The following is a 26,799-nucleotide window of genomic DNA, read 5'->3' as shown; positions in this document are numbered from 1 at the left end:
CTCCTCAGCCGTCGGTGCGGGTCAGCCGGTCCACCAGGGTCGCGACGAGCTGCTCGCACGCCACCACCTGGTCCAGCTCGATGTACTCATCAGCCGCGTGGGCCTGGGCGATGTCGCCGGGACCGCAGACGACGGCGTCGATGCCCGCGTCCGCGAACTGCCCGGCCTCGGTGCCGTAGGTGACCTTGTCGCCGGACGGGGTGCCGCCCAGCTCGACGGCCAGCCGGGCGGCGGGGCCGTCGGGGCTGGAGTCCAGGCTCGGCACCTGGGCCATCACGCGCACGTCGACCGACGCGGACGGGTGCTCGGCCCGCATCTCGGCCTCCAGCCCGCGGGCCACGGCGGTGATCTCCTCGATCACGGCGGCCGGGTCGTCCTCGGCGACGGTGCGGAACTCGTAGCGGACGGTGCACAGCTCGGGCACGGTGTTGGTGGCGATCCCGCCGCTCACGACGTTCACGCCGGCGGTGGTGAAGGGCACGACGTAGGCCTCGTCGAAGGGGCCCTCGGCGCGGCGGCGGTCGGCCAGGTCGCGGACCGCGGTGACGGCCCGGGCGGCGTACTCGATGGCGTTGACGCCCTGCGGGGTCAGCGAGGAGTGGGCGGAGCGGCCGTGGAAGACCAGCTCGACGAGGTTGCTGGACTTGTGGCCGGCGATCACGCGCATGCTCGAGGGCTCCCCGACGATGCAGACCCGGGGCGGCTCGGGACGGGCGCCGAGGGCGGCGGCGATCTGGGCGCCGCCGAGGCAGCCGACCTCCTCGTCGTAGGAGAAGGCCAGGTGCACCGGCTCGGCGAGGGAGGCGGCCGCCAGCTCGGGCAGCTGGTGCATGACCACGCCGATGAAGGACTTCATGTCGGCGGTGCCGCGGCCGTAGAGCCGGCCGTCGCGGACCTCCGGGGTGAAGGGGTCGCTGCTCCAGGTCTGGCCGTCGACGGGCACGACGTCGGTGTGCCCGGACAGCACGACCCCGCCCCCGGTGCTTCCGTCGGACGCCGGCAGGGTCAGCACGAGGTTGGCCTTGGTGCCCGTGGCGTCGGGGATCCGCTCCGGGCTCAGCCCCAGCCGGGTCATCTCCTCCTCCAGCACCTCGATCAGCTCGAGGTTGGAGTTCCGGCTGGTCGTGTCGATCGCGACGAGCCGCTCGATCCAGGGCAGGGAGGCGGGCAGGGAGTTCTCCGGCATCCGCTCAGTCTCGCGCACCCCGCCCGCGGCCCCGGGCGGGGCCCACCTGCTGGGGTGCTGGGGAAAGCGTGCGGCGGTCGGGGCCCGCGTCCCTACGATGGGCCGGTGAGCGCAACTCTGGTGGCCAAGGGCCTGGCGGGCGGGTACGCGCACCAGACCCTGTTCGAGGGTCTCGACCTCAGCGTCGGCCCGGGCGACGTCGTCGGGGTGGTCGGGGCGAACGGGGCCGGCAAGTCGACGCTGCTCCGGCTGCTGTCCGGTGAGCTCGGGCCGCTGGCCGGCACCGTGAGCACCGCCCCGCCCGACGCCTTCGTCGGCTGGCTGCCCCAGGAGCACGAGCGGGTGCCGGGCGAGACCGTCGCCGGCTACCTCGCCCGCCGCACCGGGGCCGCCGAGGCGACGGCCACGATGGAGGCGACCGCCGCCGCGCTCGGCTCGGACGTGCCCGGCGCCGACGACGCGTACGCCGTCGCCCTGGACCGCTGGCTGGCCACCGGCGCGGCCGACCTCGAGGACCGCATCCCGGCCGTGCTGGCCGACCTGGGCCTGGACGCCGACCCGGGGGCGGCGATGACCAGCCTCTCCGGGGGCCAGGCCGCCCGCGCGGGGCTGGCCGCGCTGCTGCTCAGCCGCTTCGACCTCGTGCTGCTGGACGAGCCCACCAACGACCTCGACCTGGCCGGGCTGGAGACCCTGGAGACGTTCGTCCGCGGGCTGCGCGCCGGGGTCGTGCTGGTCAGCCACGACCGCGAGTTCCTCGCCCGGGTCGTCACCCGGGTCGTCGAGCTGGACCTCGCCCAGCACCAGGTCGCCGTCCACGACGGCGGCTACGACGCCTTCCTCGCCGAGCGCGCGGTGGCCCGTCGGCACGCCCGCGAGGCCTACGAGGAGTTCGCCGACAAGAAGGCCGACCTCGTCTCGCGGATGCGCACCCAGCGCGAGTGGAGCTCCCAGGGCGTGCGGAACGCCATCAAGAAGAACCCGGACAACGACAAGATCCGGCGCAAGGCCAGCCAGGAGTCGGCCGAGAAGCAGGGCCAGAAGGTCCGCCAGATGGAGTCCCGGATCGCCCGGCTGGAGGAGGTCGAGGAGCCGCGCAAGGAGTGGGCGCTGCAGTTCAGCGTCGGCGCCGCCCCCCGCTCCAGCGCGGTCGTCGCCGTGCTCGACGGCGCGGTGCTGCGGCGCGGCGGCTTCACCCTCGGCCCCGTCTCGCTGCAGGTGGACGCGCGGGACCGGATCGGCATCACCGGGCCCAACGGGGCGGGCAAGACGACACTGCTGGAGCTGCTGCTGGGCCGGCTCCAGCCCGACGAGGGCCGCGCATCGCTGGGCGCGTCGGTCGCCGTCGGCGAGATCGACCAGGCCCGCACCGGGCTGGCCGAGGACCTGCCGCTGGGCGACGCGTTCGAGGCCGTCGTGCCCGCGATGGACGCCGGTGCGGTCCGCACCCTGCTGGCCAAGTTCGGCCTCAGGGCCGACCAGGTCACCCGGCTGGTCGGCCGGCTCTCCCCGGGGGAGCGGACGCGGGCGGCGATGGCCCTGCTGCAGGCCCGCGGGGTCAACCTGCTGGTCCTCGACGAGCCGACGAACCACCTCGACCTGCCCGCCATCGAGCAGCTGGAGCAGGCGCTCGCCTCCTACGACGGCGCCCTGCTGCTGGTCAGCCACGACCGGCGCCTGCTGGGCAACGTCGACCTCGACCAGAGCTGGTCGGTCGAGGCCGGGCGGGTCACCGTCGCCTGAGGTCTCGACCCCTCAACCGTGACCTCGTGGCTCTGTCCGGACCGGCCCCGCGCTGGCAGGCTGAGGCCGTGCGGCGACGGGGCAGGAGCGGGCTGGGGCTGGCGGCGCTGCTGCTCGTCGCCGGCGGCGGCGCGCTGGCCGGCTGCGGCGCCCCGGCGACGCCTGCGACGCCGGGCGACCGGGTCGGGTCGTGGGTGGCCGTGCCGGCCGGCCCGCTGAGCGCTCGGCACGACCCGGCGACGGCCTGGGTGGGTGACCGCTTCGTCGTCGTGGGCGGACGGGAGGACCGGCCCTGCCCGCCGGCCGCCGCCTGCCTGCGGCCCCGCACGCCGGACCTCCGCGACGGCGCCGCCTTCGACCCGGCCACCGGGGTCTGGGCGCCGATCGCGCCGGCGCCGGTGGGTGTGAGCGGCTCCGCCACCGCCGTCGGCGGCAGCACCCTCTACGTCCGCAGCACCGACGTCAGCGAGGAGGACGCGCCGGGGGTGCTGCTGGCCTGGGACGCCGCGCAGGACCGCTGGTCGGAGCTGCCGGTCCCGGCCGGGGAGCACGGCGACCCCGTCGTCGTGGGGGAGCGGCTGGTGGTGGTCAGCACCCCGTACGAGGAGCCGGCCGGCCCCGACCTGGTGCTCGACCCCGGGGCCTCGCGCTGGCGGCCGCTGCCGGCGGACCCCCTCGGGCCGCTGACGGGGCGGGCCGCCGCCTGGGACGGGGAGCGGCTGGTGCTGTCGGGGGTGCCGCGCAGCGGGTCGGACCGGCGTCGACGGGTGGCCACCCTGGACGCGGGCCTCACCCGCTGGACGGCGCGCGAGGAGCGGGTCGACGCCGAGGGCGGCGCGGTGGCGGTGGGGGACCGGTGGGTCTTCCCGAGCTACTCCTACGACGGCATGGGCGGCCCGACGCCCTACCCCTCGGGGAACGGGCAGGTCGTCGACCCGGCGACCGGCACGGTCTCGGCCGTCCCGGAGCCGCCGCGGGGACGTGGGGCCGAGACCGAGGGAGAGGTCGTGGGCGGTCGCGTCGGTCTCTGGCGCCACCTGCTCGATCCCGAGACCCTGCGCTGGACCACGGTGCCGGCGCTGCCCGCGGCGGACGAGCGGCAGGCGATGGGGTCCGCGGGGGGCGGCCGGTGGCTGTTCGCCTTCGGCGGCGACGATGGCACCGGGATCCGCGCCGACGGCTTCCTGCTGACGCTGCCCTGAGCCCCGCCCCCGCTACCTGAGCCTGTCGAAGGCCCTTCGACAGGCTCAGGGCACGGGTCGGTCAGTCCTCCTGTGCGCCGCCCACCATCCAGGCGTCGGCGCCGTTGATCAGCGACTGGAGGGCGTCGTCGTCGCCGCCGGAGGCGCTGGCCAGGGCGACCTGCTCGCGGGCGAGGTCGTCGTAGGCCGGGGCCGCGACGTCGCGGAAGATGCCGATCGGCGCGCGGTGCAGGACCCCGGCGTCGGTCAGCCGGGAGAGCCCGAACGCGTACGACGGGTCCTGCAGGTGCGCGTCGTGCACCACCAGGGCCTCGACGCCCACGTCGGAGACCTCGACGACGCTGAACTCGCCCGTTGCCGGGTCGCGGACGACGCCCAGGTGCAGGTCGGTGCCGAAGCGGATCGGCTCGCCGTGCACCAGCGGGATGATCGCGTCGGCCGACGTGCTCGGGTCCTTCAGCGCGTCGAAGGCGTTGTCGTTGAAGATCGGGCAGTTCTGGTAGATCTCCACCAGCGAGGTGCCGCGGTGGGCGGCGGCCTCGCGCAGCACCGAGGTGAGGTGCTTGCGGTCGGAGTCGATGGTCCGGGCCACGAAGGTGGCCTCGGCGCCCAGGGCCAGCGAGACCGGGTTGAACGGGTTGTCGAGCGAGCCCAGCGGCGTCGACTTGGTGACCTTGCCGATCTCGGACGTGGGGGAGTACTGGCCCTTAGTCAGGCCGTAGATCCGGTTGTTGAACAGCAGGATCGTCACGTTGACGTTGCGCCGCAGGATGTGGATGAGGTGGTTGCCGCCGATCGACAGCGCGTCGCCGTCACCGGTGATGACGAACACGGCGGCGTCCTCGCGGGCGGTGGCCACGCCGGTGGCGATCGCCGTCGCCCGGCCGTGGATCGAGTGCATGCCGTAGGAGTCGACGTAGTACGGGAACCGCGACGAGCAGCCGATGCCCGACACGATGATCGTGTTCTCCTTCTTGATGCCCAGCTCGGGCATGAAGCCCTGGAAGGCCGCGAGCACGGCGTAGTCGCCGCAGCCGGGGCACCAGCGGACCTCCTGGTCGGAGGTGAAGTCCTTGCGCGTCAGCGGCTCCAGCGCCAGCGGGACGCCGGCGATGCCGGAGCGCGGGGTGCTGCCGGGAGCGGTGGAGGGGCGGTCGAGCGTGGTCACGCGGGGACTCCTTCGGTGCTGAGGGTGGTGAGCTCGTCGGCCGGGTCGGGGGAGGGCTCGCGGTCCGGGTCGCCCGCCAGGGCGTCGATCTCCTCGTCGAGGTCGCGGGCCAGCTCGCTCAGCGAGATCGGCAGGCCGCGGACGCGCGAGTAGCTGTGCACGTCGACGAGGTACTTGGCCCGCAGCATCATGGCCAGCTGGCCGAGGTTCATCTCGGGCACGATGACGCGGTCGTAGCTCCGCAGCACCTCGCCGAGGTTGCCCGGGAACGGGTTGAGGTGGCGCAGGTGGGTCTGGGCGACCAGCCGGCCGCCGTTGCGGACCCGGCGGACGGCCGCGGTGACGGGGCCGTAGGTCGAGCCCCAGCCCAGCACGAGGACGCGCGCGGTGCGGCCCTCGGCGTCGGCCGGGTCGTCGACGACGAGGTCCGGGATGTCGCGGACGATGCCGTCGATCTTGGCCTGCCGGGTGCGGACCATCGCGTCGTGGTTCGCCGGGTCGTAGGACACCGCGCCGGTGTCCTTGGCCTTCTCGATGCCGCCGATCCGGTGCTGCAGGCCGTCGGTGCCGGGCGCGGCCCAGGGCCGGGCCAGCGTCTCCGGGTCGCGGAGGTAGGGCAGGAAGACCGGCTCGCCCTTCGCGTCGGTGCCGTTGGCCTCGGTGGCGAACTGCGGGTCGATCGGCGCGATGGCCGACAGGTCCGGCACGTGCCAGGGCTCGGCGCCGTTGGCGATGTAGCCGTCGGAGAGCAGCATCACCGGGGTGCGGTACTTCACCGCCATCCGAACGGCCTCCACGGCGGTGTCGAAGCAGTCCGACGGGGACTGCGCGGCCAGCACGGGCACCGGCGCCTCGCCGTTGCGGCCGTACATCACCTGCAGCAGGTCCGACTGCTCGGTCTTGGTGGGCATCCCGGTGCTGGGGCCGGCGCGCTGGACGTCGATGACGACGAGCGGCAGCTCGGTCATCACGGCCAGGCCGATCGTCTCGGCCTTGAGCGCGATGCCGGGGCCCGAGCTCGTCGTGACGCCGAGGTGGCCGGCGAAGCTGGCGCCCAGCGCGGCGCCGACGCCGGCGATCTCGTCCTCGGCCTGGAACGTGGTGACGCCGAAGCGCTTGTGCTTGCTCAGCTCGTGCAGCACGTCGGAGGCTGGGGTGATCGGGTAGGCGCCGAGGAACAGCGGCAGGTCGGCCTTGCGGGCGGCGGTGACCAGGCCCAGCGCCAGCGCGGTGTTGCCGTTGATCTGGCGGTAGCGGCCCGGCGGCATGGGGGCCGGGGCCACCTCGTAGCGGACGGCGAACACCTCGGTCGTCTCGCCGAAGGCGTAACCGGTCTTGAAGGCGGTGACGTTGGCGTCGCGGATGTCCGGCTTGCTGGCGAACTTGCGGGTCAGGAAGGCCAGCGTGCCCTCGGTCGGGCGGTGGTACAGCCACGACAGCAGGCCGAGCGCGAACATGTTCTTGGCCCGGGAGGCGTCCTTGCGGCTCAGCCCGAAGGGCTTGACGGCCTCGACGGTCATGCCCGTCAGGTCCAGCGCGTGCACCTGGAAGTCGGCGAGGCTGTCGTCCTCGAGCGGGTTCGCCGCGTAGCCGACCTTGGCCAGGTTGCGCTTGGTGAAGTCCGCGGTGTCGGCGATGACGACGCCCCCGCGCGGCAGGTCGGCGATGTTGGCCTTGAGCGCCGCCGGGTTCATGGCGACGAGCACGTCCGGCCGGTCGCCCGGGGTCATGATGTCGTAGTTGGCGAAGTGCAGCTGGAAGCTGGAGACGCCGGGCAGGGTGCCGGCTGGCGCCCGGATCTCGGCCGGGAAGTTCGGCAGCGTCGAGATGTCGTTGCCGAAGACGGCGGAGTCGGCGGTGAACCGGTCGCCGGTCAGCTGCATCCCGTTCCCGGAGTCCCCGGCGAACCGGATGACGACGCGGTCGAGGGTGTGGACCTGCTTCACAGCTACGTGCCCTTCTGTGGCGGACGGGGTCGTGACGGACCTGCTGGGCCGGCGCGGGGGCGCGAGGCCCGGGGGATGGTTCGGAGCCGGCGGTGCCGGCGGATGCTGGTTCGCGCCGCGCGTGGCACCGTGCCCCAGCGTTCCATGATAAGGCGGCCCTAACCTGGGCCCCCGACCATCCATCGGCTGAGAACCCCCGCTGCCTCGCGGCGACGCCTGGTGCAACACCCGACCGGGTTAGCGTGTTCCCCATGCGGTGGCTCGACTGGTACGGCGACGGGACGCTGCACGTGCTGGAGATCGGCCTGGCCTGCTGCAGCCTGGAGGTCGAGGCCGCGACCCTCTCCGCCGCGGCGCTGCCCGTCGCGCTGCCGGTCGGCGCCCGCGTGGCGGTGGTCGTCTCCGGGACCGTCACCGACCGGCTCGCCCCCGCCGTCGCCGCGCTCGTCGACGCCTGCGCCACGCTGGCCGGGACCCCGCCGGTGGTCGTTGCGCTCGGCGTCTGCGCCTCCTCCGGCGGGCCGTACTGGGACTCCTACGCGGTGACCAAGGGCGTCGACGCGCTGGTCCCGGTCGACGTGTACGTGCCCGGCTGCCCGCCCCCGCCCGGCGCGCTGCAGGCCGTCCTCGACGACCTGCGGGTGCCGGCGTGAGCAGCGTCACCGTCCCCGCCGCGGGCTGGCGCGAGGCCGTCGGCGCCGCGCTGTCCGAGGGGTTCACGTTCTTCGAGTGGCTGGGCGCCGTCGACGAGGTGGGCCGCGCCGACGTCCTGCGGGTCGTCGTCGTGCTGCGCCACCCCGACCGCCCCGCCGAGACCCGCCGGCTGGGCACCGAGGTGCCGCGCGAGGGCGGCCGGCTCGACAGCCTCCGCGACCTCGTTGCCGGCGCCGGCTGGCCCGAGCGCGAGGCCGCCGAGATGTTCGGCCTGACCTTCGACGGCGGCGACCCGCGCCGGCTGCTGCTCGGCCCCGACTTCGAGGGCGCGCCGCTGCGCAAGGACGCCGTCCTCGGCGCCCGGACGGCGCTGGCCTGGCCCGGCGCCAAGGAGCCGGGGGAGAGCGCCGCGTCCCCCAGTCGACGTCGGATGGTGCCGCCCGGGGTACCTGACCCGGCCGTCTGGGGCGACCGCGACCCCGACGCCGGGCCGGCCAGCCCCGACGAGGTGGCCGAGTCCGCCGTCGGGGGCCGGGTCCGCCGTCGCCCCGGTACCGCACGACGCGGGGCTGACCGGTGACCGGGCACGGCTCCATCCGGCTCATCGAGCCGGCCTGCACCTCCTGCATGGTCTGCGCGCGCGAGTGCCCGGCCTGGTGCATCACCATCGACTCGCACACCGAGCCGGTCCCGGACCTGCCCGCCGGTGCCCGCGAGCGGACCCAGAACGTCCTCGACCGCTTCGAGATCGACTGGAGCCTCTGCATGTACTGCGGCATCTGCGTCGACGAGTGCCCCTTCGACGCCCTCGCCTGGGAGCCCCAGCACACCGCCGCCGCCCCCAGCGCCGTCCTCCTCCGGCACGGCATCGACGACCTGACCGGCCCGCCCCCGACCTGAGCGCCCCTGCGTCGCCCCCGGGGTCACCTCAGTGCCGACTTGTCAGACGTGGCGGCGGTCCTGGCCGACCTCAGTTCTGACAACTCCCGCTGGTGGGGGCGGGGGGGCGAGTGCTGGAAGACCGCGCTCCTGGGCGCCTGATTCCTGCCGTTTCTCAGCACTCGCTGCGCCCGCCGGGCGGAGTTGGCGCGGGGCTCAGGGCCAGAGGGCGTGGAAGTGGTGGACGGGGCCGTGACCGGTCCCGACGTCGAGCCGGTCGGCGGCGCGCAGGGCGGCGGTGAGGTAGCCCTTCGCCCCGCGGACGGCGGTCTCCCAGTCGGGGGCGGCGGGCCGGAGGGCGGCGACGGCGGAGGAGAGGGTGCAGCCGGTCCCGTGGGTGCTGGTGGTGTCCACCCGGGGGGCGGCCAGCCGGACGACGGCGTCGCCCTCGGCGAGCAGGTCGACGCTCTCCGGTCCGCCGAGGTGGCCGCCCTTGAGCAGCACCCGCGCGGTCACCCCGGCCAGCCGGACGGCCTGGGCGTGCTGCTCCTCCTCGTCGCGGGCCTCGGCGACGCCCAGCAGGTCGGCGGCCTCGGGCAGGTTGGGGGTGACGAGGTCGGCCAGCGGCAGAAGCTCGTCGCGCAGGGCGGCGACGGCGTCGGCGGCCAGCAGCCGGTCGCCGCTGGTGGCCACCATCACCGGGTCGAGGACGACGTGGCGCAGCCGGTGCCGGCGCAGCACGGCGGCGACGGCCCGGGTCACCCCGGCGGTGCCGAGCATGCCGATCTTCACCGCGTCGACGCGGACGTCGGCCAGCAGCGTCTCCAGCTGCTGCTCGACGAACGAGCCGTCCAGCTGGTGCACCGCGTCCACCCCGCGGGTGCTCTGGGCTGTCACGGCGGTGACGACGAGGGTCCCGTAGGCGCCCAGGGCCGCGAAGGTCTTGAGGTCGGCGGCGACGCCGGCACCACCGCTCGGGTCGGTGCCGGCGATCGTCAGCACGGTCGGCACAGGCACCGTCACGCCCGACGCCCCCGCAGCGCCGCGGCGGCCGCCGCCGGGTCGTCGGCGGCGCAGACCGCGGACACGACGGCGATCCCGGCCACCCCCGTCGACCGCACCTCCGCGGCGTTCGCCGGGCCGATCCCGCCGATCGCCACGCAGGGCACCCGGGCCGCGGCCACCAGCGCCGCCGTCCCCGCCAGCCCCAGCGGTGCCGCAGCCTCCGGCTTGGTCGCCGTCGCCCGCACCGGCCCGACACCCAGGTAGTCCAGCCAGTCCGGCGCCGCCGCGACCTGCTCCGGCGTCGAGACCGACAGCCCCAGCAGCAGCTCCGGCGCAACCCGGTGCGCGTCCTCCGCCGGCAGGTCGGACTGCCCGAGGTGGACGCCCTGCGCGCCGACGGCCAGCGCCACGTCGAGGCGGTCGTTCACCAGCAGCGGCACCCCGGTCCCCGCCAGCACCGCGAGCAGCTCGCGGCTGAGGGCGCAGAGCTCCCGGGTCGTGGCGCGCGGCTCGCGGACCTGGACCGCGGTCACCCCGCCCGGCAGCGCCCGGCGGACGGTCTCGACCACGCCCCGCGGCCCGCAGAGCGCGCTGTCGGTCACCAGGTAGAGGTCGAGGTCCAGCGCCGGCCGGCTCACCGGGCCGCCCGGGCCCGGGTCCGGGCGTCCAGCGTCGGGCCGTCCAGCGCGTCGAGCGCGTCCAGCAGCGCGACGGCGAAGGAGCCCGGCCCGCGGCTGAGGACCGCGGCCTCCTCGGCGGCGACGGTCAGCACCGTGGTCGCGGCGACGGCGGCCAGCAGCCGGTCGTCCTCGACGGCGCAGCAGGCGGCGACCAGCGCGCCCAGCGCGCAGCCGACGCCGGTCACCCGGGTCATCAGCGGGTGCCCGGTGCGGACCTCCACCAGCTGCTCGCCGTCGGTGACCTGGTCGACGGCCCCGCTGACGGCGACGACGCCCCCGGTCCGCGCGGCCAGCGCGCGGGCGGTGCCCACCGCGGCCTCCGCGCCGACGGTGCTGTCCACGCCCCGGCCGGCCCCGGCCGCACCGGCCAGGCTCAGCACCTCCGAGGCGTTGCCGCGGACGACGGCGGGGCGGTGGGCCAGCAGGTCGGCGGCGAGGCCGGTGCGGAAGGTCATCGCCCCGACGGCCACCGGGTCCAGCACCCAGGGCTTGTCGTGGGCCTGCGCGGCGGCCGCGGCCAGCCGCATGGCCCGCGAGCGCTCGGCCGACAGGGTGCCGAGGTTGACCAGCAGCGCGTCCGCGATCCCGGCGAACTCGGCCGACTCCTCGGCGTTCTCCACCATCGCCGGCGACGCGCCGACCGCCAGCAGCACGTTGGCGGTGAAGCCGGCCACCACCACGTTGGTCATGCAGTGCACCAGCGGCGCGCGCTCGCGCACCGCCGTCAGCACCCGCAGCACCTCCGCGCTGTCCACGTCCGTCCCGCTCACACCGGCCACCTCTCCTGCCGCAGCGCGGCGTCGAAGAACATCCACTCGTACCGGGCGCTGGTCAGCGCCGCGGCCTCGGCGTGCGCGCGCTGCGCCGCCGTCAGGCCCGTCCCCAGCCGGTCGACCAGGGCGAGCACCTCCTCGACGACAGCCGCGAAGGCCTCGCCGGCGTAGCTGTCGACCCAGCGCTGGTAGCGCGGCTCGGGACTCCCCGCGGCCGCCAGCGCGGCGCCGGCCCGGGCGTACAGCCAGAAGCAGGGCAGCACGGCGGCCACCCCGTCGGCGACCGCACCGAGGGCGGCGGCGGCCAGCAGGTGGGCGGTGTAGGCGTGCGTGGTGGGGGAGGGTCCCGCCGGCAGCGCGGTCGCGTCGACGCCGACGGCGGCCAGCAGCTCTGCGTGCAGGACCAGCTCGCCCTCGACGGTGCCGGCGGCGTGCCGGGCCAGGACGGCGGTGTCGGCCAGCGCCTCCGCGCGGGAGCCCAGCAGCGCCAGCGCGCGGGCGTAGCCGGCGAGGTAGTGGGCGTCCTGGACGAGGTAGCCGGTGAACACCGCGGGCGCCAGGGTGCCGTCGGCGACCCCGGTCAGGAACGGGTGGGCGAGCACGGCCGCGTCGACGGGAGCGAGCACCGCCCAGAGCCGCTCCGACCACGAGCCGAGGGGTCGCGCCGGCGCGGCCGCCGGGGGTAGCGGCGCGCGGGCGCGCGGGGTGGCAGCTGGGGTGACGTCGAGCACGGCCCACTTCCTCCGCCGGCATTACCCGGCTCAGGTTCAAGCGGTCGGTGGCCGGCAGCCACCCTCTCAGCCCGATCCCGTCGAGCTCCCGCGTCTTGGCCGCACCAGCCTAGGCGAGCGCCTCCGCCCGGTGCGCGTCGGGTCGGCGCATCCGGCCGGTGCCGCCCTGCTGCCAGGGGTGGGGCCCGGCGAGCGGCCGGTAGTCGACGCCGAGGGCGTCCAGCCGCTCCAGATGGGCGACCAGCCGGGGCTCGAACTCGTCCCAGGAGCGGTCCGCCGGGTCCGACCACGCGACCTCGGCGTGCGCGCAGGCCCGCGGGAAGAGCATGTAGTCGACGCGGCGGGTGGTCGGCATGTACTCGGTCCACAGCTGGACCTGGGTGCCCAGCACCAGCGGGTGCGAGTCCGCCGGGATGCCGTCCAGCGGGTCGAAGCCGTACACCTTCTCGACGGTGGTCAGACCGCCGATGGAGTACTGCTCGTCGTCGGAGGCGCTGGGGTAGAAGTCGAGGTAGAGGTGGGTCATCGGCGCCATCACCGTCGGCAGGCCCGCGGCGGTCGCGGCCCGGCCGTAGGAGGAGTCGCGCCAGGCCATCACCACGGAGTCGGCGACGTGCCCGTCGTCGGCGATCTCGTCCCAGCCGACGAGGATCCGCCCGCGCTCGGCGAGCCAGGCGCCCAGCTCGGCGGTGAACCAGCGCTGCAGCTGGTCGGGCCCGAGCAGCCCCCGCTCGGCGGCGAGCTTGCCCGCGGCGTCGCTGGCCAGCCACTCGGTGCGCGGGCACTCGTCGCCGCCGACGTGCACGTAGCGGCTGGGGAAGACGTCGAGCAGCTCCTCGAACAGGTCGTAGACCACGGCCATCGTCCGGTCGTCGAGGTTGAGCACCTCGTCGAAGACGCCGAACGTCGTCGCCGTCGCGTAGCCGGTCTCGGGGTGGTTGCCCAGCTCGGGGTAGGCCGCCAGCACGCCGCTCACGTGGCCGGGGAACTCCAGCTCGGGGACGACGGTGATGCCGCGCTGGTCGGCGTAGGCCACCACGGCCCGCAGCTGGTCCTGGGTGTAGTAGCCCCCGTGCGGGGTGCCGTCGCCCTCGGCGTCGGCGGGCCGGCGCGTCTCGCGGCGCCAGCTGGCCACCTCCTGCAGCTTCGGGTAGCGCTTGGACTCGAAGCGCCAGCCCTGGTCCTCGGTGAGGTGCAGGTGGAGGACGTTGTACTTGTGCAGGGCGATGAGGTCGACCATCCGGAAGAGGTCGGCCAGCGGCATGAAGTGCCGGCCGACGTCGAGGTGGACGCCGCGCCAGGCGTAGGCGGGGGCGTCGTCGACCTCCACGCCCTCGACGACCAGGGCGGCCCCGCTCGGCGCGGGGCGCAGGACGGCCGGCGGCAGCAGCTGCCGCAGCGTCTGGACCGCCCAGTTGACCCCGGCGTCGTCGCCCGCGGTGATGGTGATGCCGTCGGCGTCCACGGCGAGCCGGTAGGCCTCGACCGGCAGCTCCTCGTCGGCGACGAGCCGCAGGGCCCCGCCCTCGGCCCGCGGCAGCTCCAGCCCGGTGCCCGGGGAGAGCAGCCGTCGCACGATCGCCGCCCAGGCGGGCGGGCCGTCCACGGCCAGCTCGGGCGTCAGCGTGAAGGAGGTGTCGGGACGGCGGTGGACCGAGCGCGGTCGGGGTAGCAGCACGCCGTCAGCCTAGGCGGGAAAGGGCTTCCCGTCCGTCACCAGGTGCGCGTAGGGGTCGGCCACCTCGGTGACCCCCCGGAGCACGCAGAACTCGTTGCCCTCGGGGTCGGCCAGGGTGACCCAGCCGCCGCCGTCCGGGCGCCGGTGGTCGCCCACCAGGGTCGCCCCGAGCGCCGTCAGCCGCTCGACCTCCTGCTCGCGGGTGCCGTCGGTCGGCCGCAGGTCCAGGTGCAGCCGGTTCTTGACCGCCTTGCCCTCCGGCACCTCGATGAACAGCAGCCGGGTCCGGCCGTCGGGGGAGAAGATCATGCACTCCTCGTGCCCCGGCTCGTTCGGGTCGGCCGGGTCGTCGGCGAAGCCCAGCACGTCGGCCCACCAGCGGGACTGGGCGCAGGCGTCCCGGCTGTCGACGCTGGTGTGGCTGATGCCCGAGGTCATGCGGCCCGCCGCACCATCAGCCGGTCGAGGTCGTAGCCCTGGGAGACCGGGTTCCACGCCACCCGCGGCGGCCCCTCGGCGACGACGTCCTGCGCGAACAGCGCGCTGAGGAAGATCTCGCTCTCCATGATCGCGATCGGGGCGCCGGGGCAGCGGTGGTGCCCGTCGCCGAAGCTCATCAGCGCCGGCGGCACGGCCCGGGGGAGCGGGCGGCCGGGGCACAGGCTCAGCGGCTCCCCCCCGGCGGTGGCCTCGTCGGCGTTCGCCGCCCGCAGGTCGAGGTCGACGAGGGCGCCGGCGGGCAGCGTCTGCTCCGCGCCGTCGACGTCGACCGCGAGCGGGGCGCGCAGCCGGCGGTAGAGGTGGCCGACGACGGGCTCCAGCCGCAGCGTCTCCTGCAGCAGCGCCTGCCGCGCGTCGCGGTCGCCGGCGCGGTAGCGGGCCAGCAGGTCCGGGTCGTCGAACAGGTGCCAGGCGGCGACGCAGATGAACTCCCGGGTGGTGACCATGCCGGCCGCGCCGTAGGTCAGGCACTCGGTGAGCACGTCGAGGTCGCGGAAGCCGTCGGCGAGCAGCTGGCTGATGACGTCCTCCTGCGGCGCCCGCCGCCGGGCCCGGATCGCGGGCTTCACGTCCTGCCAGTAGAAGCGGGCGGTCGCGGTGCCGGTCCGGGCGGCGCGCAGCCGGCCGAGGACGCCGGAGCCGGAGCTGAGCGGGTCGCCGTCGAAGAGGCTGCTGAGCCGACGGCTCATCCCGCGCCGCGACGACGCCGTCAGCCCGACGACGCGGGCCACCACCTCCACGGCCATCCCCATGGAGAGCTGGCTGAGGTCGACGGCCCGGTCGGTGCGCAGCCCGCCCACCAGCTGGGCCGCGAGCGACTCCATCATCGGCCGGTAGTCCTCGGTCACCTTGGGAGCGAAGAAGCGGGCGGCCGCCCGGCGCTGGTCGCGGTGCTGCGCCCCCTCGAGGAAGAGGATCGGCGGCCGCATGGCCCGCCGGGTGCGGGTGGGCCGGCCCGGCCGCGGGGTCTGGGTGCCGGCCAGCACGCCCTCGGCGCCGAAGCCGGCCTGGGTGGTGCCCTCGGGCTCGCGCAGCACCTGGCGGGCGACGTCGAAGGAGCGGACGACGTAGCGCTCGGGCCCGGCGCCCCGGACGTGCTCCAGCGGCGGCCGGCCGGCGGAGTCGTCGGGGTCGAGCTTGCGGACGGGACAGCCGAGGTGCGGCGCGGGGGAGCTCACGGGGCCCAGCCTCTCAGGCGACCAGATCGCGGGTGATCCGGTCGAGCGACGCCGCGCCCAGCTGCGTCATCACCTGCCGCAGCTCGCCGGTCATCCCGTCCAGCACCGCGCGCACCCCGGTCTCGCCGTCCGCCGCCAGGGCCCACAGGGCGGGCCGGCCGACGAAGACGGCCCGGGCGCCCAGCGCCAGCGCGGCGGCCACGTGCTCGGCCGAGCGGATCCCGCTGTCGGCGTAGACCTCGCCCGCGTCCCCGACGGCCTCGACGACCTCCGGCAGCGCGCGCGCCGCGCTCACCGACGGGCCGAGCCGGCGGCCGCCGTGGGTGGACACGATGACGCCGGCCGCCCCGGCGTCCACGCAGGCGGCCGCGTCGTCGCCGCGCAGCACGCCCTTGACCAGGACGGGCAGCCCGCTGATCTCGCGCAGCCAGCCGATGGTGGCCAGGCTGATGCCGGCGTCCATGTCGACCGCCCCCGGTCCGGCCGCGGCCAGCTCGGCGGCGGTCAGGTTGGTGAGCCGGGACTTCGCCGGCCCCTCCGGCCACTGCCGCGGGTTCACCGACGCGGGCAGCAGCGCGACCATGTCGACGGTCAGCAGCAGGGCGCGGGCGCCGTGGTCGACGGCGCGGCGGACCAGCAGCTCGGTGAGCCCGTGGTCGCGCATGACGTAGACCTGGAACCACCAGGGCGCGCCGGCGGCGGCGACGGTGGAGAACGGCACGGCGACGTTGGTCGAGACCCCCAGCAGGCTGCCGGACGCGGCCGCGGCCCGGGCCATCACCGCCTCGCCCTCGGGGTGCGCACCCAGCTGCTGGGCCATCGGGGCGACCAGCACGGGCGTGGCGACCGGGGTGCCCAGCACCGTCGTCGACGTGTCGAGGGTGCGGAGGTCCTGCAGCGCGCGGGGACGGAAGCGGACGGCCGACCAGTCGGCGGTGCCCTCGGCCGAGCCGCCGCCGGAGCCGGCCGCGGCCCCGTAGTAGGCGCTGACGTGCGGCGGCAGCAGCCCCCGGGCCTGCTCCTCGTAGTCGAACCCGACGACGGGGTCGGGACGGACGTCGTGCACGCCGGGCGCGGAGGTCAGCGGTGCGCTCACGCCGGACGCGGGCCGTCCGCCGGTCCGTCGAGCGGGTCCGAGCCCAGCGGCTCCGCCACGGGCGGCGGGTCGGCGACCGGTGCGGCGGCCCCGGTGGGCGCGCTGTCGGCGGTGCCCGGGGTGTCGTCGCCGTCGAGGCGGTCCCGCACGTCCTCGACCAGCCCGGCGGCCCGCTCGCGGGCGACCTCGACGACCTCCTGCGCAGCCCCGCCCAGGTCCTCCGCGCGGTCCCGGGCCGCCTCGGCCAGGTCGCCCGCCCGGTCCTTGGCGACCGCGAGCGACTCCTCGACCTTCTCGCCCAGCTCCCCGGCCTTGCTCTTGAGGTCGTCCAGCAGTCCCACGGCAGTCTCCTCGGAGTGGCCGGCACGGGGCCGGGCTGGGGTCATCGTAGGACGCCGGCCCGGCCCGGGCCAGGGGCGCGGGAGGTCTGCGGAGCCCGCGCCCGCGGGCCCGGTGGAGGGCTCAGCGGTAGTTCGTGAACTGCACCGCGAAGTCGTAGTCCTGCGCCTTGAGCAGGGCCTGCACGGCCTGCAGGTCGTCGCGGCTCTTGCTGCTCACCCGCAGCTCGTCGCCCTGGATCTGGGCCTTGACGCCCTTGGGTCCCTCGTCGCGGATCAGCTTGGTGACCTTCTTGGCGTTCTCCTGGCTGATGCCCTCGGTCGTGGTGGCGGTGATCTTGTAGAGCTTGCCGGAGGAGCGGGGCTCGCCGGCGTCGAGGGACTTGAGGCTGACGCCGCGCTTGACCAGCTTGGTCTGGAAGACGTCGAGGACGGCCTTGGCCCGCTCCTCGGAGACGGCCTCGATCTCGATCGTCTCGCCCGACCAGCGGATCGAGGCCTCGGTGCCCTTGAAGTCGAAGCGCTGGTGCACCTCCTTGGCCGCCTGGTTGAGGGCGTTGTCGACCTCCTGGCGGTCGACCTTGCTGACGACGTCCATCGAGCTCTCGGATGCCACGTCCGGTCCTCCTCGCGTGCGTGCGGCGGTCGGCGGCTCGGTGCTGCCGCGCGGGTGGACCCGCCGCTCGCCCCCATCATGGCCGAACCCCTCCGCCGGGCGCACGGGGCCGGAGACCGGTTCGCACCGCGGCACGGGAGTTGCTATCGTTCCTTCCCGCCGACCGATCCCCGGATCGCCGGCACGGCAGGTTGCCCGAGTGGCCAAAGGGAGCAGACTGTAAATCTGCCGGCATCGCCTACGTTGGTTCGAACCCAACACCTGCCACGCGAGGATTCGCGTCCACCCCCGGTGGTCGTCTATCCTTGGTTGTCGGTCTGGCCCCTCGGGGCAGGTCCGGTGCGGCCCCTATAGCTCAGTAGGTAGAGCGTCTCCATGGTAAGGAGAAGGTCTGCGGTTCGAATCCGCATGGGGGCTCGGAAACGTCTCCGGGGTGGCTGCGCGAGCAGCCCGACCGGCAGGAATACGCGCTCGGTCCGGGCCGTTGTCCCGTCGGTCACCGAGGGCGGAGCCAGAGCGGGATAGCTCAGGTGGTAGAGCAAGCGGCTCATAATCGCTGTGTCGCGGGTTCGAGTCCCGCTCCCGCTACCAGGTGGCCCGGTCCACGTGACCAGCACGACCCGTCCTCCGGGACGACCCGCTCGAGCATCACCCAGTAGGTTCGAGCAACCGAGAAGAACAAGGATCACCACGATGGCGAAGACCTCTGACGTCCGGCCGAAGATCACGATGGCGTGCACCGTGTGCAAGGAGCGGAACTACATCACCAAGAAGAACCGGCGGAACGACCCCGACCGCATGGAGCTGAACAAGTTCTGCCCGCGCTGCCACACGCACACCGCGCACCGCGAGACCCGCTGAGCACCACGCGCGTGCCGGGTCCCCGACCCACGACCGAGCCGTCCGCTGATGCGGGCGGCTCGTCCGTTTCCCCGACCGGGCCGGCGCTGGTCGGCCTGGCGCACGGCAGCCGCGACGCCGCCGGCACCCGTGCCGTCGAGCAGCTGCTGGAGCTGGTCGGGACGAGCGGCGGCGTCGACGCCCGGACCGCCTTCCTCGACCTCGCCGAGCCGGACCTGACGACCACGGCCGCGGCCCTGGTCGCCGCCGGCCACCGCAGCGCCGTCGTCGTCCCGCTGCTGTTCACGGTCGCCTTCCACGCCACGGTCGACGTCCCCGAGGCCGTCGCGGAGGCCACCGCGGCGACCGGGCTGGAGATCGTCCTCTCCGACATCCTCGGCACCGGGGCGGACACCCTCGAGCTGGTCGGCGCCAGCCTGGCCCGCTCCGCCGTCCCCGCCCAGCACGACGTGCTGCTCTACGCCGTCGGGTCCTCCAACGCCGCCGCCAACGACGCCGTCCACGACCTCGCCGCCCGGCTGGACCGGCAGCGCCCCGGCCGCGTCCGAGCCGCCTTCGCCACCACCGACCCGCGGACGGCGGCCGTGCTGCCCGAGCTGGGCGACCCCGTGGCCCTGCTGCCGCTGTTCCTGTCCCCGGGCCTGCTGCTCCGCCCGCTGGCCGCCCTGGCCGACGAGCGCGGCTGGGCCCTGCTGCCGCCGCTCGGCGACCTCGCCGCTCCGCTGGTCTTGCGCCGCCACGCGCAGGCGCGGCAGCGCTCCGGACTCCGTTAGCGTTGGCGTCATGGCCATCGCGCAGGAGCACGTCGGGCGCACCTACCCCCCGACCGAGCCGTACGAGGTGACCGCGGTCAAGGTGGCCGAGTTCGCGGCCGCCCTCGGCGACCCGGACCCCCGGTACGCCGGTCCCGACGCCGTCGCACCCCCCACCTTCGCCGCCGTGCTGGCCGCCACCGCGTGGCAGGCCCTGTTCGAGGACCCCGAGCTGGACCTGGCGCTGCGCCGGGTGGTGCACGGGGACCAGCGCTTCGACTTCCACCGGCTGCTCCGCGTCGGCGACCGGGTCACCGCGACGCTGACCATCGACAAGGTCCGGGTGCGCGGGGCCGCCGACATCATCGGCGCCTCGATCGCCATCCGCACCCTCGACGACGAGCCGGTCGCCACCGCCGTCGCCACCTTCTTCCACAGCCGCGAGGCCGCCGCGTGAGCGCCGCCGCCGTGCCCGCTGACGTCGCCGTCGGCACGGAGCTGCCGCCGCTGACGGTGCGGCTGACCCGGACCGACCTGGTCCGCTACGCCGGCGCCTCGGGCGACCTCAACCCGATCCACCACTCCGAGCACTTCGCCGCCGCCGTCGGGCTGCCGGGCGTCGTCGCGCACGGGCTGCTGACCATGGGCACGGCGCTGCGCGTCGTCACCGACTGGGTGGGCGACCCGGAGCGCGTCCGCAGCTACGCCGTCCGCTTCACCAAGCCCGTCGTGGTCCCCGACGACGGCGTGGGGGCCGAGGTCGTCGTCACCGCCTCCGTCGTCGCGCTGGAGGGCACCCTGGCCACCGTCGCGCTCGAGGTCGTCGCCGGCGGCCAGAAGGTGCTCGGCGCCGCCCGGGCCCAGGTCGAGCTCGGTGGCTGAGGCCGCCGGGGACGCGCTCTCGCCCCTGCTGGCCGCGCACACCACGCTCCGGGTCGGCGGTCCCGCGCGGCGCGTGCTGGCGCCGGCCACCGAGGCCGAGCTGGTGGCGACCGTCCGCGACCTCGACGCCGCCGGCGAGCCCGTGCTCGTCCTCGGCGGCGGGTCGAACCTGCTGGTGGGCGACGACGGGTTCGACGGCACCGTCGTCAAGGTGGTGACCCGGGGGATCGAGGAGGACGTCGCCGCCTGCTCGGGCGCCGTCCTGACCGTCGCCGCGGGCGAGCCGTGGGAGTCGCTGGTCCGGCACACCCTGGAGCACGAGCAGGTGGGCCTGGAGGCCCTCGCGGGCATCCCCGGCTCGGTCGGCGGCACGCCGATCCAGAACGTCGGGGCCTACGGCACCGAGGTCGGCCAGCTGATCACCACCGTCCGGACGCTCGACCGCCGCACCGGCGCGATCCGCACCTTCTTCGCCCTCGAGTGCCGCTTCGGCTACCGCTCGTCGGTGTTCAAGAGCGAGCCCGGCCGCCACCTCGTCCTGTCGGTGACCTTCCAGCTGCGGCTGGGGTCGCTGTCGGCGCCGGTCCGCTACCCCGAGCTGGCCCGCGCTCTCGGCGTCGCGGTGGGGGAGCGGGCGCCCGCCCGCGAGGTCGCCGAGGCCGTGCTGGCGCTGCGCCGGGGCAAGGGGATGGTGCTGGACGACGCCGACCCGGACACCTGGAGCGCCGGCTCCTTCTTCACCAACCCGGTCCTCGACCCCGAGCGGGCCGACGCCCTGCCTGCCGACGCCCCCCGCTTCCCCCAGCCCGACGGCCGGGTCAAGACCAGCGCGGCGTGGCTGATCGAGCGCGCCGGCTACGGCCGGGGTTTCGGCGAGGGCCCTGCCCGGGTATCGAGCAAGCACTCGCTCGCCCTGACCAACCGTGGTCGGGCCACCGCGGGTGACCTCCTCCACCTCGCGCGGCAGATCCGCGCGGGCGTGGAGAGCACGTACGGCATCACCTTGGTGCCCGAACCAGTCCTTGTGGGGTGTGAACTGTGACAACCTTCGACTTCGCCGTCTGGGCTCCGTTGCCGGAGTCCGTCGAGTTGTGGACCCGCCCGGTCGGGTCCGACGGCCCGGGCGAGGTGAGCCGGGTCCCGATGGAGCGCGACGAGGAGGGCTGGTGGCGCCCCGCGTCGCCCGTCCCCGGCGCCGGGGAGGGCGAGCTCGACTACGGCTACGTGCTCGACGGCTCCGACACCGTCGTCGCCGACCCGCGCTCGCAGCGCCAGCCCGAGGGCGTGCACGGGTGGTCGCGGACCTACGACGCCACGGCCTTCGGCTGGACCGACGACAAGTGGACCGGCCGCCAGCTGGCCGGCGGGGTCATCTACGAGATGCACGTCGGCACCTTCACCCCCGAGGGGACCCTCGACGCGGCGATCGGCAAGCTCGACCACCTCGTCGGGCTCGGCGTCGACTTCGTCGAGGTGATGCCGGTCAACGACTTCAACGGCGTCCACAACTGGGGCTACGACGGCGTCCTCTGGTACACCGTGCACGAGGCCTACGGCGGCCCGGCGGGCTACCAGCGCTTCGTCGACGCCTGCCACGCGCGCGGCCTCGGCGTCCTGCAGGACGTCGTCTACAACCACATGGGTCCCAGCGGGAACTACCTGCCGCTGTTCGGCCCGTACCTGAACGCGGCCGGGGTCAACACCTGGGGCGAGTCGCCGAACCTCGACGGCCCCGAGTCCGACGAGGTCCGCCGCTACATCATCGACAACGTCCTCATGTGGCTGCGCGACTTCCACGTCGACGGCCTGCGGCTCGACGCGGTGCACGCCCTCGCCGACAACCGGGCGATGCACCTCCTCGAGGAGATGGCCGTCGAGGTCGACGCGCTCAGCGCGTTCGTCGGCCGGCCGCTGCCGCTGATCGCCGAGTCCGACCTCAACGACCCGCGCCTGATCACCGCCCGCGAGGGCGGCGGCTACGGCCTGACGGCGCAGTGGAGCGACGACTTCCACCACGCGCTGTACGTCAGCCTGACCGGCGACACGAGCGGCTACTACGCCGACTTCGACTCCCTGGCCGCGCTGGGCAAGGTCTTCGAGGCCGGCTACTTCCACGACGGCACCCGGTCCAGCTTCCGGCACCGCTCGCACGGCCAGCCGATCGACACCTTCCGCACCCCGACCTGGCGGCTGGTGGTCTGCTGGGACAACCACGACCAGATCGGCAACCGGGCCACCGGGGAGCGGCTGTCGGCCAAGATCAGCACCGACCAGATCGGCATCGCGGCCCTGCTGACGCTGCTCAGCCCCTTCACCCCGATGATCTTCATGGGCGACGAGTGGGGCGCCTCGACGCCGTGGCAGTTCTTCACCTCCCACCCCGAGCCCGAGCTCGGCGAGGCGGTGGCCAAGGGCCGGCTCGAGGAGTTCGCCGAGATGGCGTGGGACACCTCCGACGTCCCCAACCCGCAGGACCCGAAGACGTTCACCCGCTCCAAGCTCGACTGGTCGGAGCCGGCCGAGGGGGACCACGCCCGGCTGCTGGCGCTCACCACCGAGCTGCTCCGCGTCCGGCGCAGCTACCCCGACCTCACCGACCCGCGGTTCGACCACGGCCGGGCCACCTCCGACGACGACGGCGGCTGGCTGGTGCTGGAGCGCGGCGCGGTCGTCCTGGTGGCGAACTTCAGCGACACCCCCAGCGAGGTCGACGTCGAGGGCGGCCCGCTGGAGACCCTCGTCGTGGTCGGCGACGTCAGCACCGAGGGCGAGCACGTACGGCTAGCGCCGCACTCGGCCGCCGCGCTGCTCCGCCAGCAGGACTGAGCCCCCGCTGCCTGAGCCTGTCGAAGGCTCGCCCGACCACCGCTGCCTGAGCCTGTCGAAGGCCCTTCGACAGGCTCAGGGCGCGGAGGTTGCGCGGGGCTAGCCCTCGAGCTTGATCTCGCGCTTGAGGATCTTCCCCGTCGGTCCCTTGGGCAGGGTGCCCAGCCGGACCACGCGCGGGTACTTGTAGGCCGCGATCTGGTCGGCGACGAAGTCGCGCAGCTCCTCGGGGGTGGCGGTGGCGCCCTCCTTGAGGGTGACCACCGCGGCGACCTCCTCGCCGTGGGTGGCGTCGGGGATGCCGAAGACGGCGGCCTCGGCCACCGCGGGGTGGGTGTAGAGGACCTCCTCCACCTCCCGCGGGTACACGTTGAAGCCGTTGCGGATGATCATGTCCTTCTTGCGGTCGACGATGAAGTAGAAGCCGTCCGCGTCCCGGGTGGCGAGGTCGCCGGAGTGGAACCAGCCCCCGCGCAGCGCCTCGGCGCTCTCCTCCGGCCGCTGCCAGTAGCCCTTCATGATGTTCTCGCCGCGGATGACGATCTCGCCGATCGCCCCCTCGCCGACGGGGTTCCCGTCCTCGTCGTGCAGGTCGAACTCGACGCCGCGGATGGGGGTGCCGACCGAGCCCGGCTTGGTCGGCCGGTCCGGGTGGTTGAAGGAGGCGACGGGGGAGGTCTCGGAGAGCCCGTAGCCCTCGATCACGCTGAACCCGAAGGTCCGCTCGACCCCGTGCAGCACCTCCACCGGCAGCGAGGCGCCGCCGGAGGCCCCCAGCTTGACGGTGCTGACGTCGAAGCGGCCGGGGTCCTTCACCGCGAGCAGCGCCATGTACATCGTCGGCACGCCGAGGAAGATCGTCACCCGGTCGCGCTGGATGACCTCCAGGGCCTGCTCGCCGTCGAACTTGGGCAGCAGGGTGAGGCAGGCGCCGCCGGCCATCGCGGCGTTGAGGCCGCAGGTCTGGCCGAAGGAGTGGAACAGCGGCAGCCCCCCGAACAGCACGTCGCCCGGGCCGTTGGGCATCAGCGTCTCGCGGGTGGTCGTGGCGTTGCTGCGCAGGTTCGCGTGGCTCAGCTCGGCGCCCTTGGGCTGCCCGGTGGTGCCGGAGGTGTAGAGGATGACGGCGGTGTCGCCCGGCTCCACGGCAGCGACCTCGTCGGTCGGCTCGGCGGCCGAGAGGCCCTGCTCGAACTCCTGCGGCACCGTGACCACGACGTCGGTGCCGGTCGACGCGGCGGCCTTGCCGGCCTCCTCGGCGAACAGCGGGAAGACGACGGCGACGCGGGCGCCGGCGTCCTGCCAGGTGTAGGCGATCTCGCCCGCCTTGAGGAGCGGGTTCATCGGCACCACGACGGCGCCGAGCCGCAGGATCGCGTAGTAGACGATCGGGAAGTAGGCCACGTTGGGCATGATCAGCGCGACCCGGTCGCCGGCCCGCACCCCCCGGGCGGCGAGCTGGGTGGCGAAGCGCGACGCGGCCCCGTCGAGGGCGGCGTAGCTGAGGATCGTCTCGCCCTGCTGGATGGCGGGCAGGTGCGGGTCGGAGAGCGCCCGGTCGGCGACCCAAACGGCGATGTTGGAGTTCCCGGTCATGGCCCGAGCGTAGACGGGCGCAGCCCCGCAGCGGTGAGGATCGGCCCTGATCAGCGCGGGGGAGCGGGGGCGGCGGGCGGCGGGGCCGTGGAGTGCCGGACGACCAGCCGGGTGTCCACCACGACCTGGGGTGCCGGCGTGCCGCCCTGCAGCAGCTCCAGCAGCATCCGCAGCGCCTGCTCGCCCATCGCCTGCATCGGCTGCTCGACGGTGGTGAGCGCCGGCGTGGACATCACGGCCTCGGGCACGTTGTCGAAGCCGACGACCGACAGCTGGCCCGGCACGTCGAGGCCGAGGTCGCGGGCGGCGTCCAGCACGCCGAGCGCGGCCATGTCGTTCCCGGCGAAGACGGCGGTGGGCCGGTCCGGGCGCTCCAGCAGCGCGCGGGCCAGGGCGTGCGCGCGCTCCTCGGTGGCGTCGCCCTCGACGTCCAGCGACGGGTCGTGCGGCACCCCGGCGGCGGCCAGCGAGGCGCGGTAGCCCTCGTGCCGTCGCCCGGTCGAGCCCAGCCCGGGCCAGCCCGAGATGAAGGCGATCCGCCGGTGGCCGAGGGCCAGCAGGTGGTCGACGGCCAGCCGGGCGCCGCGCTCGTCGTCGGCCCGGACGGTGGGCACCGCGCCGACGCCGGTGTGCGGGTCGACGGCGACGACGGGGAGCCCGCTGTCGGCGTCGACCGCGGTCGGGGTGACGAGCAGCGCGGCGTCGATGAGGGTGCCGCCCAGCCGCGAGAGGTAGCGGCGCTCCCAGCCGACGCGGTCCCCGGACCGGCCGCCGGCGGAGTAGATGACCAGCTCGTAGCCCGTGCCGCGGACGGCGGTGGCCACCCCCTTGAGCAGCTCGGTGCTGAAGGGCTCGAGGTCGGCGACGAGGACCCCGAGGACGCCGGTCCGGTGGCTGCGCAGGCTGCTGGCCACGATGCTCGACTGGTAGCCCAGGTCCTCGATGACCTGCCGCACCCGCCCCTGGGTGGCCACGCTGACGCCGTAGCGGTCGTTCAGCACCTTGGACACCGTCGCGACGGAGACGCCGGCCTGCTCGGCCACGTCACGGATCGTCGCTCGACTGCGGGGCACGGCCCCACCCTAGCGTCTGGATAACGTTATCGATAACGATTGACAGGCGGCGCCGGGGCGGGGCAGGATCGGACCAGGACCCCGGGGGAGGGGCCGCTCCGTGCGCGCCCGGACCCCACCACCCGCGACCGCGAAGGATCGACGATGACCCCCACCCCCACCCGCGACGACAAGTTCTCCTTCGGCCTCTGGACCATCGGCTGGGTCGGCCAGGACCAGTTCGGCGGTGCGACCCGCGAGCCCCTCGACGTCGTCGAGGCGGTCGAGAAGCTGAGCGAGCTGGGCGCCTACGGCCTGACCTTCCACGACAACGACCTCTTCCCGCTCGAGGCCACCGAGGCCGAGCGGCAGGCGCAGGTCGACCGGCTCAAGGGCGCGATGGAGTCCACCGGGATCGTCGTCCCGATGGTCACGACCAACCTCTTCAGCCACCCGGTCTTCAAGGACGGCGGCTTCACCTCCAACGACCGCTCCGTCCGCCGGTACGCGCTGCGCAAGGTGCTCAAGAACGTCGACCTGGCCGCCGAGCTGGGCGCGCAGACCTTCGTCATGTGGGGCGGCCGCGAGGGCAGCGAGTTCGACGCCGCCAAGGACGTGCAGGCCGCGCTGGCCCGCTACCGCGAGGCCGTCAACCTGCTCGCCGAGTACGTCACCGACCGCGGCTACGACATCCGCTTCGCCATCGAGCCGAAGCCGAACGAGCCCCGCGGCGACATCCTGCTGCCGACGCTGGGCCACGCCCTGGCCTTCATCGAGACCCTCGACAAGCCCGAGCTCTTCGGCATCAACCCCGAGGTCGGCCACGAGCAGATGGCGGGGCTGAACTTCACCCACGGCGTCGCCCAGGCCCTCGACGCCGGCAAGCTCTTCCACATCGACCTCAACGGGCAGCGCTCGATCAAGTTCGACCAGGACCTGGTCTTCGGCCACGGCGACCTGCAGAACGCCTTCTCCCTCGTCGACCTGCTCGAGCACGGCGGCCCGGACGGCGGCCCGGCCTACGACGGCCCCCGCCACTTCGACTACAAGCCCTCGCGCACCGAGGACTACGACGGCGTGTGGGAGTCGGCCAAGGCCAACATGTCGATGTACCTGCTGCTCAAGGAGCGCGCCCAGTCCTTCCGGGCCGACCCGGAGGTGCAGGAGGCGCTGGCGGCGGCCAAGGTCGCCGAGCTGCGCGAGCCCACGCTGAACCCGGGCGAGGACTACACGGCCCTGCTGGGCGACGCGTCGGCCTTCGAGGACTTCGATCCGGCCCCGTACTACAACGGCCGCGGCTTCGGCTTCGTCCGCCTGCAGCAGCTGGCGCTCGAGCACCTGATGGGTGCCCGCTGACCGCCGGTCCCTGAGGCCACCACCCTGAGCCGTCCACCCCGGGGCGCGGGCACCGTCCGCCCCGGGGTGGCCCGGCTAGAGTGGCCCGCGGCCCGAGACC

Annotated in this window: 27 protein-coding genes, 3 tRNA genes and 1 riboswitch; of the genes, 15 read left to right on the top strand and 15 right to left on the bottom strand. The window is 74.6% G+C overall.

What is annotated here, in order from left to right; translation table 11 throughout:
• Positions 1-4: 4 nt before the first annotated feature.
• On the bottom strand, positions 5-1,186 hold the full coding sequence (argE, locus tag JOF54_RS07865; protein WP_210054512.1) for an acetylornithine deacetylase: 1,182 nt from the start codon (positions 1,184-1,186) through the stop codon (positions 5-7).
• Positions 1,187-1,318: 132 nt separating this feature from the next.
• Between argE and JOF54_RS07860 the strand changes: the two genes are divergently transcribed.
• Together JOF54_RS07860 and JOF54_RS07855 are read left to right on the top strand one after the other, a co-directional pair.
• Positions 1,319-2,929, top strand: a complete 1,611-nt coding sequence (locus JOF54_RS07860; RefSeq protein ID WP_425560612.1) for an ABC-F family ATP-binding cassette domain-containing protein — start codon at positions 1,319-1,321, stop codon at positions 2,927-2,929.
• Between the two features lie 68 nt (positions 2,930-2,997).
• Positions 2,998-4,131, top strand: a complete 1,134-nt coding sequence (locus JOF54_RS07855) for a Kelch repeat-containing protein (protein WP_210054507.1) — start codon at positions 2,998-3,000, stop codon at positions 4,129-4,131.
• A gap of 61 nt (positions 4,132-4,192) precedes the next feature.
• Here JOF54_RS07855 and JOF54_RS07850 read toward each other — a convergent pair whose 3' ends face one another.
• On the bottom strand, positions 4,193-5,299 hold the full coding sequence (locus JOF54_RS07850) for a 2-oxoacid:ferredoxin oxidoreductase subunit beta (RefSeq protein ID WP_210054505.1): 1,107 nt from the start codon (positions 5,297-5,299) through the stop codon (positions 4,193-4,195).
• Complete coding sequence (locus JOF54_RS07845) at positions 5,296-7,245, bottom strand: 2-oxoacid:acceptor oxidoreductase subunit alpha (RefSeq protein ID WP_210054503.1); 1,950 nt, start codon at positions 7,243-7,245, stop codon at positions 5,296-5,298. The genes JOF54_RS07850 and JOF54_RS07845 overlap by 4 nt, the downstream gene beginning before the upstream one ends.
• A gap of 251 nt (positions 7,246-7,496) precedes the next feature.
• Between JOF54_RS07845 and JOF54_RS07840 the strand changes: the two genes are divergently transcribed.
• The 3 genes from JOF54_RS07840 to JOF54_RS21850 are packed head-to-tail and all read left to right on the top strand — an operon-like array spanning position 7,497 to position 8,799.
• Entirely contained in the window at positions 7,497-7,898 is a 402-nt protein-coding gene (locus JOF54_RS07840) for an NADH-quinone oxidoreductase subunit B (RefSeq protein WP_210054501.1), read from the top strand.
• Positions 7,895-8,479, top strand: a complete 585-nt coding sequence (locus JOF54_RS07835) for an NADH-quinone oxidoreductase subunit C (protein WP_210054499.1) — start codon at positions 7,895-7,897, stop codon at positions 8,477-8,479. Before JOF54_RS07840 ends, JOF54_RS07835 begins: the two co-directional genes overlap by 4 nt.
• Positions 8,476-8,799, top strand: a complete 324-nt coding sequence (locus JOF54_RS21850; RefSeq protein ID WP_307803953.1) for a 4Fe-4S binding protein — start codon at positions 8,476-8,478, stop codon at positions 8,797-8,799. The genes JOF54_RS07835 and JOF54_RS21850 overlap by 4 nt, the downstream gene beginning before the upstream one ends.
• 195 nt (positions 8,800-8,994) lie before the next feature.
• Here the strand turns inward: JOF54_RS21850 and thiD are convergent, their stop codons facing one another.
• The 10 genes from thiD to JOF54_RS07780 form a co-directional block, all read right to left on the bottom strand.
• The gene (gene thiD, locus JOF54_RS07825; RefSeq protein WP_307803951.1) at positions 8,995-9,801 is read right to left on the bottom strand and encodes a bifunctional hydroxymethylpyrimidine kinase/phosphomethylpyrimidine kinase; all 807 of its coding nucleotides are present in this window, start codon (positions 9,799-9,801) and stop codon (positions 8,995-8,997) included.
• Entirely contained in the window at positions 9,798-10,421 is a 624-nt protein-coding gene (gene thiE, locus JOF54_RS07820) for a thiamine phosphate synthase (RefSeq protein WP_210054497.1), read from the bottom strand. The genes thiD and thiE overlap by 4 nt, the downstream gene beginning before the upstream one ends.
• On the bottom strand, positions 10,418-11,233 hold the full coding sequence (gene thiM / locus JOF54_RS07815) for a hydroxyethylthiazole kinase (RefSeq protein WP_307803950.1): 816 nt from the start codon (positions 11,231-11,233) through the stop codon (positions 10,418-10,420). The genes thiE and thiM overlap by 4 nt, the downstream gene beginning before the upstream one ends.
• Complete coding sequence (tenA, locus tag JOF54_RS07810) at positions 11,230-11,967, bottom strand: thiaminase II (protein ID WP_210054495.1); 738 nt, start codon at positions 11,965-11,967, stop codon at positions 11,230-11,232. The genes thiM and tenA overlap by 4 nt, the downstream gene beginning before the upstream one ends.
• Before the next feature lie 5 nt (positions 11,968-11,972).
• Positions 11,973-12,061, bottom strand: a riboswitch (TPP riboswitch).
• Between the two features lie 15 nt (positions 12,062-12,076).
• Positions 12,077-13,645 carry a beta-N-acetylhexosaminidase gene (locus JOF54_RS07805; RefSeq protein WP_210054493.1) on the bottom strand — a complete coding sequence of 523 codons (1,569 nt, stop codon included), beginning with the start codon at positions 13,643-13,645 and terminating at the stop codon, positions 12,077-12,079.
• Positions 13,646-13,654: 9 nt separating this feature from the next.
• Positions 13,655-14,083, bottom strand: a complete 429-nt coding sequence (locus JOF54_RS07800; protein ID WP_210054491.1) for a VOC family protein — start codon at positions 14,081-14,083, stop codon at positions 13,655-13,657.
• Entirely contained in the window at positions 14,080-15,324 is a 1,245-nt protein-coding gene (locus tag JOF54_RS21845) for a cytochrome P450 (RefSeq protein ID WP_210054489.1), read from the bottom strand. The genes JOF54_RS07800 and JOF54_RS21845 overlap by 4 nt, the downstream gene beginning before the upstream one ends.
• 13 nt (positions 15,325-15,337) lie before the next feature.
• On the bottom strand, positions 15,338-16,420 hold the full coding sequence (locus tag JOF54_RS07790) for an alpha-hydroxy acid oxidase (protein ID WP_210054487.1): 1,083 nt from the start codon (positions 16,418-16,420) through the stop codon (positions 15,338-15,340).
• Positions 16,417-16,761: a hypothetical protein gene (locus JOF54_RS07785; RefSeq protein WP_210054484.1), complete on the bottom strand. Its 345-nt coding sequence runs from the start codon at positions 16,759-16,761 to the stop codon at positions 16,417-16,419. Before JOF54_RS07785 ends, JOF54_RS07790 begins: the two co-directional genes overlap by 4 nt.
• Before the next feature lie 121 nt (positions 16,762-16,882).
• On the bottom strand, positions 16,883-17,374 hold the full coding sequence (locus tag JOF54_RS07780) for a YajQ family cyclic di-GMP-binding protein (RefSeq protein WP_307803947.1): 492 nt from the start codon (positions 17,372-17,374) through the stop codon (positions 16,883-16,885).
• A gap of 185 nt (positions 17,375-17,559) precedes the next feature.
• Between JOF54_RS07780 and JOF54_RS07775 the strand changes: the two genes are divergently transcribed.
• From JOF54_RS07775 to treZ, 9 genes are all read left to right on the top strand, one after another.
• Positions 17,560-17,641 (top strand) — tRNA-Tyr (locus JOF54_RS07775).
• Positions 17,642-17,718: 77 nt separating this feature from the next.
• Positions 17,719-17,791: transfer RNA gene (locus JOF54_RS07770), tRNA-Thr, on the top strand.
• Between the two features lie 98 nt (positions 17,792-17,889).
• Positions 17,890-17,965: transfer RNA gene (locus JOF54_RS07765), tRNA-Met, on the top strand.
• A 102-nt stretch (positions 17,966-18,067) separates the two neighbouring features.
• The gene (rpmG, locus tag JOF54_RS07760) at positions 18,068-18,235 is read left to right on the top strand and encodes a 50S ribosomal protein L33 (protein ID WP_210054482.1); all 168 of its coding nucleotides are present in this window, start codon (positions 18,068-18,070) and stop codon (positions 18,233-18,235) included.
• An 11-nt stretch (positions 18,236-18,246) separates the two neighbouring features.
• Positions 18,247-19,008 carry a sirohydrochlorin chelatase gene (locus JOF54_RS07755; RefSeq protein WP_210054480.1) on the top strand — a complete coding sequence of 254 codons (762 nt, stop codon included), beginning with the start codon at positions 18,247-18,249 and terminating at the stop codon, positions 19,006-19,008.
• A gap of 10 nt (positions 19,009-19,018) precedes the next feature.
• Entirely contained in the window at positions 19,019-19,444 is a 426-nt protein-coding gene (locus JOF54_RS07750) for an FAS1-like dehydratase domain-containing protein (protein ID WP_210054478.1), read from the top strand.
• Positions 19,441-19,869: a MaoC/PaaZ C-terminal domain-containing protein gene (locus tag JOF54_RS07745; RefSeq protein WP_210054476.1), complete on the top strand. Its 429-nt coding sequence runs from the start codon at positions 19,441-19,443 to the stop codon at positions 19,867-19,869. The genes JOF54_RS07750 and JOF54_RS07745 overlap by 4 nt, the downstream gene beginning before the upstream one ends.
• Positions 19,862-20,911: a UDP-N-acetylmuramate dehydrogenase gene (locus tag JOF54_RS07740; protein WP_210054474.1), complete on the top strand. Its 1,050-nt coding sequence runs from the start codon at positions 19,862-19,864 to the stop codon at positions 20,909-20,911. The genes JOF54_RS07745 and JOF54_RS07740 overlap by 8 nt, the downstream gene beginning before the upstream one ends.
• Positions 20,908-22,695 carry a malto-oligosyltrehalose trehalohydrolase gene (gene treZ, locus JOF54_RS07735; protein ID WP_210054472.1) on the top strand — a complete coding sequence of 596 codons (1,788 nt, stop codon included), beginning with the start codon at positions 20,908-20,910 and terminating at the stop codon, positions 22,693-22,695. The genes JOF54_RS07740 and treZ overlap by 4 nt, the downstream gene beginning before the upstream one ends.
• A 99-nt stretch (positions 22,696-22,794) precedes the next feature.
• Here the strand turns inward: treZ and JOF54_RS07730 are convergent, their stop codons facing one another.
• Both JOF54_RS07730 and JOF54_RS07725 read right to left on the bottom strand, forming a co-directional pair.
• The gene (locus tag JOF54_RS07730; protein WP_210054470.1) at positions 22,795-24,291 is read right to left on the bottom strand and encodes a long-chain-fatty-acid--CoA ligase; all 1,497 of its coding nucleotides are present in this window, start codon (positions 24,289-24,291) and stop codon (positions 22,795-22,797) included.
• A gap of 50 nt (positions 24,292-24,341) precedes the next feature.
• Complete coding sequence (locus tag JOF54_RS07725; RefSeq protein WP_210054469.1) at positions 24,342-25,364, bottom strand: LacI family DNA-binding transcriptional regulator; 1,023 nt, start codon at positions 25,362-25,364, stop codon at positions 24,342-24,344.
• A gap of 144 nt (positions 25,365-25,508) precedes the next feature.
• Between JOF54_RS07725 and xylA the strand changes: the two genes are divergently transcribed.
• Positions 25,509-26,699, top strand: coding sequence for a xylose isomerase (xylA, locus tag JOF54_RS07720; RefSeq protein WP_210054467.1), 1,191 nt, complete (start codon positions 25,509-25,511; stop codon positions 26,697-26,699).
• Positions 26,700-26,799: the final 100 nt, after the last annotated feature.

This window comes from Microlunatus capsulatus (genome assembly GCF_017876495.1).
GTDB lineage: Bacteria > Actinomycetota > Actinomycetes > Propionibacteriales > Propionibacteriaceae > Microlunatus > Microlunatus capsulatus.
Note: the sequence above shows the minus strand (reverse complement) of the source record. Positions and strands in the feature narration are given on the sequence as shown.

Excerpts from the sequence above, each read along its gene's own strand:
- argE (WP_210054512.1), bottom strand. The coding sequence starts at position 1,186 with ATGCCGGAGAACTCCCTGCCCGCCTCCCTGCCCTGGATCGAGCGGCTC.
- JOF54_RS07840 (WP_210054501.1), top strand. The coding sequence starts at position 7,497 with ATGCGGTGGCTCGACTGGTACGGCGACGGGACGCTGCACGTGCTGGAG.
- JOF54_RS07800 (WP_210054491.1), bottom strand. The coding sequence starts at position 14,083 with ATGACCTCGGGCATCAGCCACACCAGCGTCGACAGCCGGGACGCCTGC.
- rpmG (WP_210054482.1), top strand. The coding sequence starts at position 18,068 with ATGGCGAAGACCTCTGACGTCCGGCCGAAGATCACGATGGCGTGCACC.
- JOF54_RS07750 (WP_210054478.1), top strand. The coding sequence starts at position 19,019 with ATGGCCATCGCGCAGGAGCACGTCGGGCGCACCTACCCCCCGACCGAG.
- JOF54_RS07730 (WP_210054470.1), bottom strand. The coding sequence starts at position 24,291 with ATGACCGGGAACTCCAACATCGCCGTTTGGGTCGCCGACCGGGCGCTC.
- xylA (WP_210054467.1), top strand. The coding sequence starts at position 25,509 with ATGACCCCCACCCCCACCCGCGACGACAAGTTCTCCTTCGGCCTCTGG.